A 14,627-nucleotide genomic window follows, 5' to 3' on the forward strand; every position below is an offset into this window, starting at 1 on the left:
AGTTATTTCAGGCCGGTAAGGTGGTTTTGTTTGGGCCTATAGCTCAGATGGTTAGAGCGCGCGCCTGATAAGCGCGAGGTCGATGGTTCGATTCCACCTAGGCCCACCACGGGGGTGTAGCTCAGCTGGGAGAGCGCCTGGTTTGCAACCAGGAGGTCATCGGTTCGATCCCGTTCACCTCCACTTGATTTTTTCTATTTTTAAGTGTTAAAGTATAACCGCTTCTCAGAAATAAACTTTCTGGTAGCGTTACCGGAGGGGCCACACCCGTTCCCATCTCGAACACGGAAGTTAAGTCCTCCATGGCCGATGATACTTTGACCGCGAGGTCATGGGAAAGTAGGTCGCTGCCAGATTAAAGAAAGCCCGGATTAACCTTCGGGCTTTTTTATTTTATTCCCTTAGAGCTGCACTTCTCGCAATAGCCTTTCATCTCAAGGGTATGGCTGACACATCTGAAGTTCTCTTTCTTGCAGAGCTGCTCCTGCAGCTTTTCAAGCTTCTCTGAAAAAAGCTGTATTACCTTTCCGCATCTCAGGCATATAAGATGGTCGTGATGTTTGTGGCCAAAGGTATGCTCATAATGAGCGTGTTTATCAACCCGTTCCACCTGCTCTACAAGCCCGCATTCAAGAAGAAGCTGAAGCGTTCTGTAAATGGAAGCCCTTGACGCCTTCATCCCCTTGTCTCTGATTTTAAAGAAAAGGTCTTCGGGGTCAAAATGACCGTGATTGGAAAATACCTCGTTTAGAATAGCTGCACGCTCTTTTGTGAGTTTACACCCTTTTTTCTCAAGAAATTCTCTGAAAATCTTCTCTTCCATCTGTTTCATTGCTTAGAACGTTACGTTAAATACCTTTAATATCCAGTTGAGCAAGCCTCCGCCAAGGAATGCAAATGGGAAAACAACCGCAACAATCCCGAGCGCAGTCCTCATCCCGCGTTCCTTAACAATCATAAAGAAGTTTGCAAGGCATGGGATAAAGAGAGTGATGGTAACAAGGCTTACAACAGACTGAACAGGCGTCAGCATTCCCTTTTCCGCCATTGCAAACAGGCCTGCAGCGCCATAATCCCTTCTCAGAAAACCAAGGATAAACGATTCTGTTGTCTTTTCAGGCAGTCCCAAAAGATTTACAACTACAGGAGAAGCTACTGTCTCAAGCACACGCAGGAGGTCGAGCTTGTGAAGAACAAAAAGTATTAATGTCCCGAGTATAAAAAGCGGCACCGCTTCCTTCAGATACCATTCAATTCTACCCGCTGTTTTTACAAGAATATTTATAATATTTGGCCTTCTTATCGGTGGTATTTCAAGGAAGAATTCTGTCTTTTCTCCTTTTATAACTTTTGATGCAAGGTATCCTGAAAAAAGAAGGGTTAATAAAATAGTCCCTGACCAGACAAGTGTTGCCTTAAAAGATAAAGCTCCGAGCATTCCAAGTATCACTCCAAGCTGCGCAGAGCAGGGCACGGCAAGCGCAAGGAGAAATGTTATTATCAGCCGCTCTTTTTTTGTCTCGAGTATTCTTGACGTCATAACTGCCATCGTGCCGCAGCCAAGTCCCAAAACCATCGGCAGCACAGCCTTTCCGTTAAGTCCCATCAGATTGAATATCCGATTGCTCATTATTGCAAGCCTCGGCAGATAGCCGCTGTCCTCAAGGATTGCAAAGGCAATAAAAAAAGTCGCCGTAATAGGCAGGATTATGGCTATGGCATAGGTAAGGGCAACAGTAATCAGCCCGTATTCTCCTACAAGCAATTCCTGAATAAAACCCTCCGGCGCTATTGTCTGGACAACCTTTATCGCCATCGGGTTAAGGTATTTGCCGAATATTGTCTTTTCAAAAAAATCAACGAGAGTCCCTGCGCCCAAAACGCCTACAAATTGATATAGTCCGTAAAGCACAATCAGCAAAAGAGGAATTCCCCATAGAGGATGCATACTTATTCTGCCGATGAAAGATAACAGCTTTCCGCCTTCCGCCGGGATTTTTTTTAGGACTTTGTCCACTATCTCCCCTGCAATATTAAGGCGCTGCTTGTTTATCAAAAGACTCAAAGGCTCTTTTACCTTTGACTGGCATTCATCTCTAAGGGCTTCTATCTCTTTTATAACTTCTGCTTTAAGATTTACAATCAGCCATTTTTTAAGGCTCTCATCGCCTGAGAGTATCATTATGGATAACGCTCTTTTTGAGATGCTGATCTGAGGCAGCAGTGATGATATCTTTTCAATGTATTCTTCTATTACATCTTCGTATCTGACCTTAATGCAAGGTTTTACGGCGTGCGGGATAGCGGATTTAATCTCCTTTATGCCTTTTCTCTGGGGCGCTATAGCGCTTATCACCTCAGCGCCTATCAGTGTTTTAAGGTGATTAATATCTACAACTATCCCCCTGTCCCTTGCCTCATCCTCCATATTAAGGACGAGAATTGCCGGCAGTTCCATCTCCGCTATCTGCAGGGTTATAAGCAGGGACCTTTTTAAATTTTTTGTGTCGGCGACCTGCACTACAGCTAACGGTTCCTCCTGCAAAAAAATATCCCGCGTAACTTTTTCATCCTCGCTCATCGGAACCAGGCTGTTTACTCCCGGAGTATCGACAACAAGATATCCTTTATTGTCAATTATCATGTCTCCGTAGGAAACTTCCACTGTGGTGCCCGGATAATTTGATACAGTCACATATTTATTTGTCAGGAGCCCGAACATCACGCTCTTGCCGACATTCGGGTTGCCTACAAGAACAATCTTCTTGCCTGCGCGCATAATCCCTCAGCTTTCTTTTTTATATTGAGATTGATTCTCAATTACAATTGTACTTTAGTTGCGCCGGTTTTGTCAAAAGCCCCTGATAAGCAGGCAAGCCTGCTTATCATAAATTAAATAAGCGAAAAGATTGTCCCCTCTTAACACATGTAAATAGTGCTATAATAACAACAGATTACCCTGTATTCAGGTATGGCAAGGAGGGATATTTGAAAAAGATACTCATAGCCGACTCCCTAAAGCATCTTGTGTCAGGGGAAAATATCTTAAGCAGAGCCAACACCCAGATACTTACCGCCGCTTCCTCTCAAGAAATTCTCTCTATACATAAAAACGAAAAGGCAGATTTAATAGTAATTGACCTTGATATGCCCGGTATGCCGGGCGACGAGTTCTGCTCCCTGCTGCGTAAAGAGCCTGACTCTAATCTTGTAAAGATTCTTATAGCAACAGAGCCCAAAGAGACGGATATTAAACGAGCCGAGCGATGCGGCGCCAATACCTACATCACAAAGCCAATTAATTCTGCTTTATTCTTCAGTAAAATCGCTTCCCTTCTTGATGTCCAGACCAGAAAGGCTTACAGGATGCCGGTGAAAGCAACAGTTGCGGGAGAAATGGGGAACGTTAAGTTTACTGCCAGCACTATTAATATAAGCTCTACCGGCATACTTATTGAGTCTGCCCAGCCTCTTAATGTAAGAGATATCATCAATTGTTCTTTCCATCTGCCGGGGACCCTTACCATCTTTGTTACGGGGGAGGTCGTCCGCATACTTAAAAAACCCGCCGGAAATATTCATCAGTACGGAATAAACTTCACATCAATCAGCGCTTCTGCACAGCGGATAATAGAAGACTTTGTAAAGAGCCCCGATAAAATCGGGGTATAATTTGTTCCAAATTATCGGAAAAAGCGAAGGCTCGGATATTATATGTTAGGCGACAAAGATATTAAAGGATATGAGAGGCATTTAAGGCTGAATTTCATGCGCTTAGTTCTTCTACCACTGAGTTTATACATTCAAGCCTGATTCCGCAGCTTTCTACCCGCCCGCCACAACTTATTATCCTCCCAAAAAAAGCACTTGACAAATGACCATAGGTCACTTATAATTGACCAAAGGTCAGTTGGAGAAGGTGATGGTCATCAAGCAACGTGCAATAAGTAGTGACGAAAAACTGGAAAGGAGGGAGGCTATTCTGAACGCAGCGGTAGAACTTTTGGCCGGAGACGATTATCATGACATCAGCATCACCAGCATTGCCCGCAAAGCGGGCTTGGCTAAAGGAACGATTTTTCTGTATTTCAGGACAAAAGAGGAATTGTTTCTGCAATTGCAGATGAGGGAATATAAATCCTGGTTTGAGGATATCAACAGGCTCTTAGATACTTCATTGCAACATAAAAAGGAAAGCAGTATTGACGAATTTGTGAAAAATATTATGGCTTCCTTCGGGGATCATCCTATGATGATTCGACTGACACCCATCCTTCATGTCATTTTAGAAAGAAACATCGACTATAAAACTGCGTTGGAGTTCAAGAGTTTTTTGCTAAGTGAAATTCACACCACTGGCCAGTTGATCGAGCGATGCCTTCGTTTTCTGCGGAAGAACGATGGAGCCCGGTTCTTGCTGCATTTGCAGGTGCTGCTTATCGGGCTCATCCAGTTGTCCCGCCCGGCGCCAATCGTCAAACAAGTCATCGAGACAGAAAGAATGGAGGTATTTCAACTGAATTTTGAAGAAAAATTACTGGAAATGCTGGCACTGCTCATCAACGGAATAAAGGCAACCGGCAAGAAGTAAAATTTTTTTATCATTTAAATGACCATTGGTCACTTAGAGGAGAGCAATATGAAAAACAAGGATCAGAATAAAATGAGAACGGTTCTTATTACCGGAACTACAAGCGGAATCGGATATGAACTTAGTAAAATTTTTGCAATGGAAGGATTCAATCTGATTTTGGTTTCCAGAAATGAGCAAAAGTTGAAAGCGCAAAAAGAAAATTTGGAAAAGAGGCATAGAATAGAGGTTTACACCATTGCAAAGGATCTTTCGGAAACTAAGGCACCAGCAGAAGTTTTTTTAGATGTTCAAAGCATAGGGATTCATGTCGATATATTGGTAAATAATGCCGGCTTCAATGAAAGCGGCCCGTTCTACGAAACGAGCCTTGATAAAGAGCTGCAGATGTTACAAGTGCATATCGCATCTCTTACACACCTGACAAAGCTCTTTTTGCCGGGGATGATGAAAAGTAATTACGGTAAGATATTGAATTTAGGCTCAACCGGTTCATTTGTCCCATGCCCTCTGGATGCCGTATATGGCGCGACGAAAGCATACGTGTTAAGCTTCTCAAGCGCTCTCAGGGCTGAACTTTCAGGAACAGGAGTGACAGTATCGACATTGTGCCCCGGCGCAACGAAAACGGAATTTGCCAAAAAAGCAAATATGGAAAATGCATTGCTCTTTAAAAGATTCGTGATGGAGCCGCAAGAAGTAGCCGGGATCGCTTATCGCGAGTTTATGAGAAACAAAAAAATAATTATACCCGGATTATATAATCAGATGTTGGTTTTATCATTTCCGATCACGCCAAGTAAGATTTTGGAGAAGATAGGAATATCACTTCTTAAGAGGAGATAATCGCGAATCCGTTGAGTGGTGTGTAGTGTGGAGAATGGGGGCGGCGAACATTAAATGGAACTATAAGAATGCCTAACAAGTCGCTACCTTTAGGCAAATAAAGTCAAGCCTCTCCTTTAAAATGTTATATAAACCCTCCTTTCAGTCTTTTGGTGATTGCTCCTCAACTGGAAATTCTACCCGATTTTGGTCCTTGCTTTAATAATAATAGGGACAATAGACACGATAGGGACACAATAATAGATAGGGACACTGAGCTTGTCTAAAAACTACCATTTCAATATAAAGTCGTCATTTTCGCGAAGGCGGGAATCCAGTCTTTTCAATATGTTCTATATTCCCCGGTCAAGCCGGGGAATGACAAAATCTGAGTTTTTAGACAAGCTCCACATCCCATATTCTCTTGTATGTCAAGAGGGATGCGGCATAAAACTGCCGGTATAAATTGTTCCACGTGGAACAATTAAGATTAAAGGGGTAATTCCGGAACTGCAAAATGCCTCAAATCTGCCATGCTGATTTTATTGTTTACCTTTCTTAATACCTAATTTTTATGCTATATTGTTTCAACTAAAATGATAAAATAAAACATGTCTATTGCGGAGACAATGATTTGATAATTAAGGGGCTTATCTGGTTTGATGATATTAGGGAAACTATATGAGAAAACATAAAAGTTCGGTATCAGAGGCAACATCTTACAAGGAAATCGGTGAGTTTTGGGATGCCCATGATTTATCGGAATTTTGGGATAAAACCAGAGAAGCATCATTTGAAGTAGATATTAAGTCAGAGGTTACTTATTACGCTGTTGACAAAATGCTTTCTGAAAAAATTCAGGCTATCGCTCAAAAGCGTGGTGTGCCTGCTGACACTCTGATTAATCTTTGGGTACAGGAAAAACTTCAGGAACAAAGAGCATCTTAAGAAGACATTTGGTTAAAAGATAGGGGCGCAACTTCACATGACAACACAGTGGCGCAAGCCTAAGGGGAAATCCTGATAAATCGGGGGTTCGCTTCTGCGCAGCGGATTATAGAGGACTTTGTAAGGAGCCGCTTCGAGCCATCGGTATAAATTGTTCCACGTGGAACAATTTTGTGCTATATTGTTCCAAATTATCGGAAAAAGCGAAGGCTCGGATGGTATATGTTAGAGATCATCATGATAAAGGCATTTTGGCACGCGGAGCCGCCGCAGCCAGCCTCTTGGGAATATAAAATCTAAATCACCTATCAAAATGAGATATAGCAAAAAAACAGCAAATAAGCCCCCGAAAAATATAAATGGAGCAACAAGACAGAGATGACCTACAGTAATTTTTTTTCCGGCCTTGTTGGTACACTCTTTGGCGTCATTGCCACTCTTGCCATCTACCTGCACAGTCGATACACCGCTTCCAGAAGAGCCCTCGCCGACAGGCTCATTATTCTTCGCTATGATGTTTGGTGGAACTGCACTGACACCGACGTGTTCAAAACGTGGGACGCAAGCCTTAAGGATATCTGGATTCTCTACAACGCTTATTACGACGTTGCTCCGCTGTGGCGAAGGCGCAGCATTAAAAAGGCATGGGATAAATACAAAGGAGTAAATCACTACATATTGGATCACCTTCCCAATGTTCCTGATGTTAAAATGTTTCCAAAATCTAAGGAAGAATTTATTCAAAATATCACATCCTTTCTAAAGGCATTATGAAAAAGTTCGCTAACAAAGCACTCGTGCCGATTCGCTCCGCTCCCGGCACAGTTTCATCGTACGAAAAAATATATTTCAGAGAAAATGACATCGTCGTCAATGACCGAATTAAATAAAAATTTGGGACTGAGAAGGAGTGAAGTGTGGCAATAGAACCAGCCCCTTTTAATTACCATAATTATCTTGGAGATAGATATGTGGTTAATGATATTAAAGAAGGCGGTGCTGGCATTGTCTATCTCTGCTATGATAAGTTTCTCAAGGCGCCTGTTGCTCTCAAAACATTCAAGTTTAATAGCGATAAAGATTGGAAAACTGTTCTTGCTCATTTTATTTCTGAGGCAAAGAAGTGGATACATATTGGGCAAGACATTTACGTTGTTCAGGCGTATTATATTCACAACATTGAGATGGAACATGGTATTGTTCCTTTTGTAGCTATTGAGTTCATAGAAGGGCATGAATTATATGGAAACTCTCTCAGGGGTTTTATCGCGAAGGCATCCTTTAACTTAGAACTAATTTTGAATATTGCCATTTCAATTTGTAACGGCATGCTTCATATTCAAAATAAATTCTTGAACGCCATATTTGTACACTGTGACCTCAAGCCTGAAAATATATTGCTTTCAAAAGAAGGTAGTATAAAAATCACCGACTTTGGGATATCTAAGACTCTCTACGATAATTCAGATAGGCTTAGCTCCCTGAATCAATCTTCTATAGGCAGTGACGGTAGATTTTCTGTCGGGTTGACAAACAATATCTGTGGAACACCTCCTTATATGTCACCAGAGCAATGTTTAGGCTTAAAATCAATAGATCAATGTTCAGACATATATTCATTTGGTTGCATTCTTTATGAAATGTGTACAAAAAGGTTTGTTTTTCAAACACATGTCCTAAGTGACTTTTTTATAAGCCATATTAGTGAAGTGCCAATCTCACCTGATTTGCTTAATCCAGATATCCCAAGTGAATTATCAAAATTAATTCAACAATGCTTATCGAAAGACCCTAAAAATCGCCCGCAACAATTTAAGGAAGTAAGAGACATTTTAATGAATATTTTAAATCAAGAATATGGACAAGGAAGTGGCGTTAGATTTTTTACTTTTGGCTTCTCGGGATTTACTGATAAACCCAGAGTCAAATCTGATTACAACATGAGCAGGGAGAATGAGGCACTTCTTCTTGGAAAAACAATGGGTGTTGAATATGTTATAGACCAGGGCTTAGTAAGCAGTAAGAATGAATTTGATATGCTTGATGCAGACTATGAAAAAAACAGAGATAGTCAAAGAAAATTATCGGAATATAACAGACAAGTTGAAAAGGCGGAAGAACAGCTTCTTGCAGGTGATTCATTTTTAAAGCTTTATGAAGCGGCTGAGCCCGATGAAGGCTTAGAACTCATCAGGTCTGCTTTAAATAATTACTACTTTGCACAAAAAGTTCTATCCCTTGAACCTGAATTAAGCTTTAGGATCGGCATTGCAAATTTCAATCTTGCAGGAATACTAAGAAATGAATATAACAAGGTTTTGTTAAGTGATGATTATATTGCCATTGCCATCGGAGAATTTAATAGTGTATTAACAATAATGGAAGAACCAGAGCTAATTTCCATAGGCTCACAATTCTATCTTTTACCCTATGCAGCCTTGTTTTATCGCGCCGGTGCAAATGCTTTAAAAAACGAAAAAGACAAGGCATCAAATGATTTTAATAAACTGATAGCATGGCTTGAAAAAAGTAACATACCCAAATATGAAGGAATAAAAAAATATTTGATAGAAACTGCATCTGAAGGCTTGGAGTTACCGAATGATTAGAAAGCCAGCGTACAACAACCAAATCGAGGCGACAGGGGATAGCCTCTGTGGTTTTTTGCAAGGGCTGGTTGCCCCTGCGCCTCATTTAGTGCGTTAAACATATTAACCATATATGATAAAAATAACCTATAAAAATTTTAGCGGTGCGTTATTGGTTGCATGGCTTGTGCCTGTTGAGGCGCAAGGAGCGCCTGCGGATGGCGCGAAACGCCCCCGCTGATTTGGGTCTTTAGGCGTGCTATAATATTAAAAAAGGAGGAGATTATGTCTGCATTGATGCAAGAAGTAATAAATAAAGCTTTTAATTTATCTCCAGAGGAACGCGCAGAATTGGCACATGAGTTGATTGTAAGCATAGATGATGCCATAGACAATGAAGTTGAAACAACTTGGGACACAGAGATTGAAAGGCGTGTAAAGGAAATTAAAAGCGGCAAGGCGAAAGGGAGACAGGCAGAGGATATACTCGCAGAGATACAAGCTAAATATTCATGAAGCGCATCATTGTTCACAGTGAAGCAGAACTGGAATTGTGGCAAGCGGTAGAGTATTACGAAACCAAAAGCGTTGGATTAGGGTTGGATTTTGAGCAAGAGGTAAGCCGCGCCCTCGTCGATATTCAGGAAGCACCCAATCGGTGGCCTACAAGAAAATATGGAACGAGATGTCGTTTGCTCCGTCGATTTCCATATGCTATTTACTATTTGGAACTTCAAGATATTATTTGGGTAGTAGCTGTAGCACACACCAGCCGTAGGCCTTACTATTGGCGTAAACGATAGAAAAGAAGAATTATAATGAGTATCAACTCACTTCAGCCGACTCCGTTTCACTGCGCCGCTGAATTTAAGGCGTTAATCATACAATGCTAAAACAAGCCCTAAAAATCTTAGCAATAGCTGCGTTATTGATTGTATGGCTTGCGCCTGTTGAGGCGCAAGGAGCGCTAGCGGATGGCGCCGGATTTATTGAGCGGCGCGAAGGAAAATTGTTCCACGTGGAACAATTGGATTAAACATACCCTGTTACAGGGCCAACTTCGTATATTTCCTGCGGCAGAGCGCCTTCTTCTTTGGCAACCTTCAATGCCGGTGTTGCTGCCTGATTAGACCTCGCTATTGCAACAAAATCTCCTGCTTTTGAAACAGCGCCTATGTCAACGATAAATGCCTTGTCAGGCCCCACGCCTATATAGCTGTCTCCTATTCTTCCGTAAACAGGAACGTCAAAAACCAGATTGGCATTTTTGCCGTCAAAATAGATTCCTGTAACATCATAGACTCTTAAAACAAGCGTTCCTTTAATCTTTGACAGTGTATTTTCCTTTACTTCCCAGTAGGCAAAAAGTTTCCACGGGCCAACTGTCATTAATGTAATCCTGTCCTCGCCATATTCAACAGGAAAAGCTTTTTTTCCTGTAACTGCAACTCCGTACTCTTGCGTGGAGGCAAATCCCTTAACTTCTCTCCTCAGCGAGTCGCCCGAGGCGACCCTTTCTATTTTTTCTATGGTTCTATGCGGTATGCGCGCTATCTTTTTCGCGGGGAGGGCGATTCTTTTAGGTTCTTTTTTTATTGCCTTTTCTGTTGCTTTCTTCCTGACGGCCGTTTTTTTCTCTTTCTCTGCTTTTCTGACCGCCGGTTTTTTTGCGACCGCTTTTTTCTGTTCTTTAATCTCTTTCTTTGATTTTATTGGCTTTTTTGCCCTTGTCTTCCCTTTTGTAACAGCCTTCTTCTCTGTTTTTTTAGGGGATTTTTTATCTTTTATTTTTTCCGTCTTTTTTGACGGTTTTACAGTCTTTTTGCTCTTGCTCTTAACCCTTATTTTCATATCCACCTCCTCTATATAGAATACATTGTAGCAGATTTGTAAAAAATCTCAATGCGCCTCTGCCCAATTTCTTCCATGCCCGATATCAACCCTCAAAGGAACCAGTAGTTTTGCAGCGCCTTCCATCTCTCTTTTAATCATATCCCTTACACTGTTAAGTTCAGATTCAGGGGCTTCAAATAGAAGTTCGTCGTGTACCTGCAGAATCATCCTTGCATCAAGATGTCCTTCCTTGAGTTTTTTCCTGATATTTATCATCGCTATTTTTATTATGTCTGCTGCGCTGCCCTGTATCGGTGAGTTTACAGCCAGCCGTTCAGCCTGTGCCCTTGCGTTTGAATTCTGGCTACGTATCTCAGGTATCGGCCTTCGTCTGCCCGCCAATGTCACTGTATATCCTTTCTGCCTTGCCTCAGCCATCGCCGCCTCTATGTATTGTTTCACGCCGGGATGCCTCTCAAAATATTTTTCTATGTATTTTTTAGCTTCTTCATGCGGTATAGACAGCGCCGCTGAAAGCCCGAATGGCGACATTCCGTAGATGACGCCGAAGTTCACTGTCTTTGCAGTGCGCCTCATTTCATCTGTAACTTTATCAACCGTCACCCCGAATATCTCTGATGCTGTTTTTGCATGAACATCAATCCCCTTGCTGAATGCGTCAACCAATACCTCGTCTTTGCTTAGATGTGCAAGTATCCTGAGTTCTACCTGCGAGTAATCAGCGGACAGAAGAATATTGTCTTTGTCTGCAATAAAAGTTTCCCTGATTCTCTTGCCCCATTCTCCCTTGATGGGTATATTCTGCATATTGGGGTCGCTGCTGCTCAGCCTGCCTGTTGCTGTGGCAGTTTGGTTAAATGAGGTATGCACACGGCCTGTTTTAGGGTTTATAAGTACCGGCAAGGCATCCACATAAGTCGCTTTGAGTTTGCTAAGGCTTCTCCAGTTCAATATCTCACGCGGAAGTTCATGCGACATTGCAAGCTCTTCAAGCACGCTGACATCCGTTGAAAAGCCGGTCTTTGTTTTTTTGCCGGGCTTAAGCCCGAGGCTGTGGAATAGAACCTTTGCAAGCTGTTTTGGCGAGTTTACATTGAACTCCTCGCCTGAAAGGAAAAAAATCCTTCTCTGTGTGGAGTCCAGTTCCCTTGCCAGCTCTTTTGATATATCGTTCAACTTATCCACATCTATTTTCACCCCTGTCTCTTCCATATCTGAAAGCACAGGAATCAGAGGCACCTCTATATCAAAATATACGCGTTCAAGCCCGGCCTCTTTTAGCTTTTCAAATAAAATATCTTTAAGCTCAAAAGCAAGCAAAGCGTCTTCTGCCGAATACTTTGTCGCTTCCTCAACAAACACATCTGCAAATGACTTCTTTTTATTCAGAACCTCTGCAAATGTCTTTTTCCTTCGGGAAAGATACTCAAAGCCGACATCTTCAAGACTGTGATTGGGTTTATTCGGATTTATAAGATATGACGCAAGCATTGTGTCGTAAAGCCTGCCTTTTGTAACAACGCCTTCCTGTTTGAGCATCATGGTGTCATATTTAAGATTATGCCCTATCTTTGCTATATCGGGATTTTCAAAAATCGGTGCAAGTACAGCCGTAGTCTCCTTCATACCAATTTGTTCAGGCGCCCCTAAATAAGAATGCCGTAGAGGAATATAGTATCCTGTTTCCTTATCAGCGCTGACAGAGAACCCTACGATGCTGTCAGCCATCGGATTTTTGCCTGTTGCCTCAACGTCAAACGCAAACTCATCTTTAATGGCAGACACTATTTCCTTTAGTTTATCCGTAGAAAGCACAGCCTCATAATTCTTCTCTGCAACAGCTACTGAAGGCACAAGTTTCTTCAGACTGGTGAATTCAAATTCACTGAACAAAGACAAAAGCTTCAGCCAATCAGGCTCTTTAAGCCTGAAATCCCTCAGGTCAAAATCAATAGGGACGGATGTGTCTATTGTTGCAAGCCTTTTGCTCAGTCTTGCAATATCGGCATTTTCTGAAACAAGGCTTCTCAGCCTTTCCTTTTTTATCATCTCAGGGTGAGCAAGGAGTTCATCGAGCCCCTTAAATGCTGTCAGCAGTTCTTTTGCCGTCTTTTCTCCAATGCCCTTAATGCCGGGGATGTTGTCAGCAGCGTCTCCAGTTAATGCCATAAATTCAGGGACTCTCTCAGGGTCAAGCCCGAATTTTTCTTTTACATATTTATCATCAAGTATGCGGTCTTTCACAGGGTCGTATATCTTTATATTCTCATCTACAAGCTGGAGCATGTCTTTGTCGGCAGTAACTATAAAAACAGTTGACCTCTTTTTGCCTGCTTCTTTTGCAACTGTGCCGATTAGGTCGTCTGCCTCATATCCCGGCATCTCAAAAATACTGATATTAAAAGCCTTTATCATTTCCCTTATGCGCGGTAACTGCTGTACAAGTTCATTGGGAGTCTCCGGCCGATGCGCCTTATATTCCTTAAAAATCCTGTGCCTTTCAGTCAGCTCAGGCGTGTCAAAAAAAACAGCAACACCGTCAGGCTTTTTCTCTCTTATGATTTTAAGCAGCGTGGTGGTAAACCCGTAGATTGCGTTTGTTGGAAAGCCCTTGGAATTCGTCAGCCCTTTAATCGCATAAAATGCGCGGTAGACATAAGAATTCCCGTCAATGAGATAAATATTCATGCAGGAATTATACATGTATGGTTAGAATCATGTAAATCATCAAGCCCTATATAATAAATACTGATTCGGTATAATCATTATTCCTGTTGACTAATCAATTAATCGCCTTCTATAATCACAACAAATGTCGCAGCAGTATAAAATATAATGTTAACCCCACCTCTCCCCCAGCAAATCCCTTCCTGAAAAATTTTAAGCCTTCAGCAGTCAAAGCAGTGCTATGTTTTCAGTTGAATTGCAAAATAAGGCGGGGTTAGCTCTTCATAAGCTCCTCAAAGATTTTCAGAAAGCCATTGTTATCAGCAGACGCGTCAAACTCCGAAAGCCATTTTCTTATATACGCTGTGTCTATTTCAGGGTTTTTAAGGATTATTGACCTTGCGTCTTCAATGTCCCGCGGTCTGCCGGCAAAAACTTTATGGATTATGACGTCTTCGGGAGAAGCAAATGAAACATCCTGACCAAGGATTGATATTTTACGCGACCTTTTTATCGCCTGCTCTTCGTATGGCGTAAATGAAAAAATGAAATCAATTCTAATGCCTGAAGCTTCTTCAATTGCGGGCAGTACCATTGTCTGTTTTACAAATGATTCCACATCGTCGGGAATTGGGTTTAGTCCGAGTTCAGCTATAATTCCGGCAATTGTGCCGAGATTATCAATATTAACCCCGAGAGTAATGTCTATATCCCTCGTCAGCCTTGGCTCTCCGTAAATAAGGACAGCTTGTCCGCCGATTATCATATACGGCAGGGCGTGATTATGAAGGCATAAGCCTATTTTTGACAGGATTTCTCTGAACATGAGTTGAGAATGCTTGCTATTCTTATGTCAATATCAATACCGATGGAGTGTTCCTTCGGAGGCAAGACGCCGAGCGCCACGCCTTCAGCCCACAAGGACTCAACGATATCAAGCGACTGCTGGTATGAGAGCCTTTCCCTTTTTATGAAATTGTCTTCAAATTTCTTTACTATTTCAGGGTTTGTTATCATGCTGCTATTTTACCAGAAAGCTCCCGGTTATTTTCATATTTTTATCGTCTATCTAACTTCTGCCCCGGCATGTGCAATCCCCCTTAAATTGACTAAGTTTCCATATTATTTTATATTAAATGAATCACATGATTTAC

Annotated in this window: 14 protein-coding genes, 2 tRNA genes and 1 rRNA gene; 11 read left to right on the forward strand and 6 right to left on the reverse strand. The window is 41.8% G+C overall.

Features of this window, described 5'->3' with window-relative positions; genetic code table 11:
- The first annotated feature begins 32 nt into the window (after positions 1–32).
- From HY035_11810 to rrf, 3 genes are all read left to right on the forward strand, one after another.
- Positions 33–109 (forward strand) — tRNA-Ile (locus tag HY035_11810).
- 1 nt (position 110) lies between these two features.
- Positions 111–183: transfer RNA gene (locus tag HY035_11815), tRNA-Ala, on the forward strand.
- Positions 184–239: 56 nt separating this feature from the next.
- Positions 240–356 (forward strand): 5S ribosomal RNA (gene rrf / locus HY035_11820).
- Positions 357–388: 32 nt separating this feature from the next.
- On the opposite strand, the gene HY035_11825 is transcribed toward rrf, so the two are convergent.
- Together HY035_11825 and feoB are read right to left on the reverse strand one after the other, a co-directional pair.
- The gene (locus HY035_11825) at positions 389–823 is read right to left on the reverse strand and encodes a transcriptional repressor (protein MBI3379068.1); all 435 of its coding nucleotides are present in this window, start codon (positions 821–823) and stop codon (positions 389–391) included.
- Between the two features lie 12 nt (positions 824–835).
- Positions 836–2,779, reverse strand: a complete 1,944-nt coding sequence (feoB, locus tag HY035_11830) for a ferrous iron transport protein B (GenBank protein ID MBI3379069.1) — start codon at positions 2,777–2,779, stop codon at positions 836–838.
- A gap of 209 nt (positions 2,780–2,988) precedes the next feature.
- Between feoB and HY035_11835 the strand changes: the two genes are divergently transcribed.
- The 8 genes from HY035_11835 (at position 2,989) to HY035_11870 (ending at position 9,755) form a co-directional block, all read left to right on the forward strand.
- On the forward strand, positions 2,989–3,672 hold the full coding sequence (locus tag HY035_11835) for a response regulator (protein MBI3379070.1): 684 nt from the start codon (positions 2,989–2,991) through the stop codon (positions 3,670–3,672).
- Positions 3,673–3,922: 250 nt separating this feature from the next.
- Positions 3,923–4,591, forward strand: coding sequence for a TetR family transcriptional regulator (locus HY035_11840; GenBank protein MBI3379071.1), 669 nt, complete (start codon positions 3,923–3,925; stop codon positions 4,589–4,591).
- 72 nt (positions 4,592–4,663) lie between these two features.
- Positions 4,664–5,437 (forward strand): SDR family oxidoreductase, encoded by a 774-nt coding sequence (locus HY035_11845; GenBank protein ID MBI3379072.1) that lies wholly within the window; start codon positions 4,664–4,666, stop codon positions 5,435–5,437.
- Positions 5,438–6,097: 660 nt separating this feature from the next.
- On the forward strand, positions 6,098–6,364 hold the full coding sequence (locus HY035_11850; protein ID MBI3379073.1) for a hypothetical protein: 267 nt from the start codon (positions 6,098–6,100) through the stop codon (positions 6,362–6,364).
- Between the two features lie 378 nt (positions 6,365–6,742).
- Entirely contained in the window at positions 6,743–7,138 is a 396-nt protein-coding gene (locus tag HY035_11855) for a hypothetical protein (protein ID MBI3379074.1), read from the forward strand.
- A 143-nt stretch (positions 7,139–7,281) separates the two neighbouring features.
- The gene (locus HY035_11860) at positions 7,282–8,973 is read left to right on the forward strand and encodes a serine/threonine protein kinase (GenBank protein ID MBI3379075.1); all 1,692 of its coding nucleotides are present in this window, start codon (positions 7,282–7,284) and stop codon (positions 8,971–8,973) included.
- Between the two features lie 264 nt (positions 8,974–9,237).
- Positions 9,238–9,468, forward strand: a complete 231-nt coding sequence (locus tag HY035_11865; GenBank protein MBI3379076.1) for an addiction module protein — start codon at positions 9,238–9,240, stop codon at positions 9,466–9,468.
- Entirely contained in the window at positions 9,465–9,755 is a 291-nt protein-coding gene (locus HY035_11870) for a type II toxin-antitoxin system RelE/ParE family toxin (protein MBI3379077.1), read from the forward strand. The genes HY035_11865 and HY035_11870 overlap by 4 nt, the downstream gene beginning before the upstream one ends.
- 229 nt (positions 9,756–9,984) lie before the next feature.
- On the opposite strand, the gene HY035_11875 is transcribed toward HY035_11870, so the two are convergent.
- The 4 genes from HY035_11875 to HY035_11890 form a co-directional block, all read right to left on the reverse strand.
- A complete protein-coding gene (locus HY035_11875; GenBank protein MBI3379078.1) occupies positions 9,985–10,803 on the reverse strand; it encodes a DUF4912 domain-containing protein in 819 nt (272 codons plus the stop codon).
- A gap of 48 nt (positions 10,804–10,851) precedes the next feature.
- Complete coding sequence (gene polA, locus HY035_11880) at positions 10,852–13,494, reverse strand: DNA polymerase I (GenBank protein ID MBI3379079.1); 2,643 nt, start codon at positions 13,492–13,494, stop codon at positions 10,852–10,854.
- A 253-nt stretch (positions 13,495–13,747) separates the two neighbouring features.
- Complete coding sequence (locus HY035_11885) at positions 13,748–14,299, reverse strand: hypothetical protein (GenBank protein ID MBI3379080.1); 552 nt, start codon at positions 14,297–14,299, stop codon at positions 13,748–13,750.
- On the reverse strand, positions 14,272–14,490 hold the full coding sequence (locus HY035_11890; GenBank protein ID MBI3379081.1) for a hypothetical protein: 219 nt from the start codon (positions 14,488–14,490) through the stop codon (positions 14,272–14,274). The genes HY035_11885 and HY035_11890 overlap by 28 nt, the downstream gene beginning before the upstream one ends.
- Positions 14,491–14,627 lie beyond the last annotated feature (137 nt).

Source organism: Nitrospirota bacterium (assembly GCA_016195565.1).
Classification (GTDB): Bacteria; Nitrospirota; Thermodesulfovibrionia; order Thermodesulfovibrionales; family UBA1546; genus UBA1546.

What these genes read in the sequence shown, in the direction of transcription:
- HY035_11825 (MBI3379068.1), bottom strand. Translation starts at nt 823, where the DNA reads ATGGAAGAGAAGATTTTCAGAGAATTTCTTGAGAAAAAAGGGTGTAAA.
- feoB (MBI3379069.1), bottom strand. Translation starts at nt 2,779, where the DNA reads ATGCGCGCAGGCAAGAAGATTGTTCTTGTAGGCAACCCGAATGTCGGC.
- HY035_11840 (MBI3379071.1), top strand. Translation starts at nt 3,923, where the DNA reads ATGGTCATCAAGCAACGTGCAATAAGTAGTGACGAAAAACTGGAAAGG.
- HY035_11845 (MBI3379072.1), top strand. Translation starts at nt 4,664, where the DNA reads ATGAGAACGGTTCTTATTACCGGAACTACAAGCGGAATCGGATATGAA.
- HY035_11850 (MBI3379073.1), top strand. Translation starts at nt 6,098, where the DNA reads ATGAGAAAACATAAAAGTTCGGTATCAGAGGCAACATCTTACAAGGAA.
- HY035_11855 (MBI3379074.1), top strand. Translation starts at nt 6,743, where the DNA reads ATGACCTACAGTAATTTTTTTTCCGGCCTTGTTGGTACACTCTTTGGC.
- HY035_11865 (MBI3379076.1), top strand. Translation starts at nt 9,238, where the DNA reads ATGTCTGCATTGATGCAAGAAGTAATAAATAAAGCTTTTAATTTATCT.
- HY035_11870 (MBI3379077.1), top strand. Translation starts at nt 9,465, where the DNA reads ATGAAGCGCATCATTGTTCACAGTGAAGCAGAACTGGAATTGTGGCAA.
- HY035_11875 (MBI3379078.1), bottom strand. Translation starts at nt 10,803, where the DNA reads ATGAAAATAAGGGTTAAGAGCAAGAGCAAAAAGACTGTAAAACCGTCA.
- polA (MBI3379079.1), bottom strand. Translation starts at nt 13,494, where the DNA reads ATGAATATTTATCTCATTGACGGGAATTCTTATGTCTACCGCGCATTT.
- HY035_11885 (MBI3379080.1), bottom strand. Translation starts at nt 14,299, where the DNA reads ATGTTCAGAGAAATCCTGTCAAAAATAGGCTTATGCCTTCATAATCAC.
- HY035_11890 (MBI3379081.1), bottom strand. Translation starts at nt 14,490, where the DNA reads ATGATAACAAACCCTGAAATAGTAAAGAAATTTGAAGACAATTTCATA.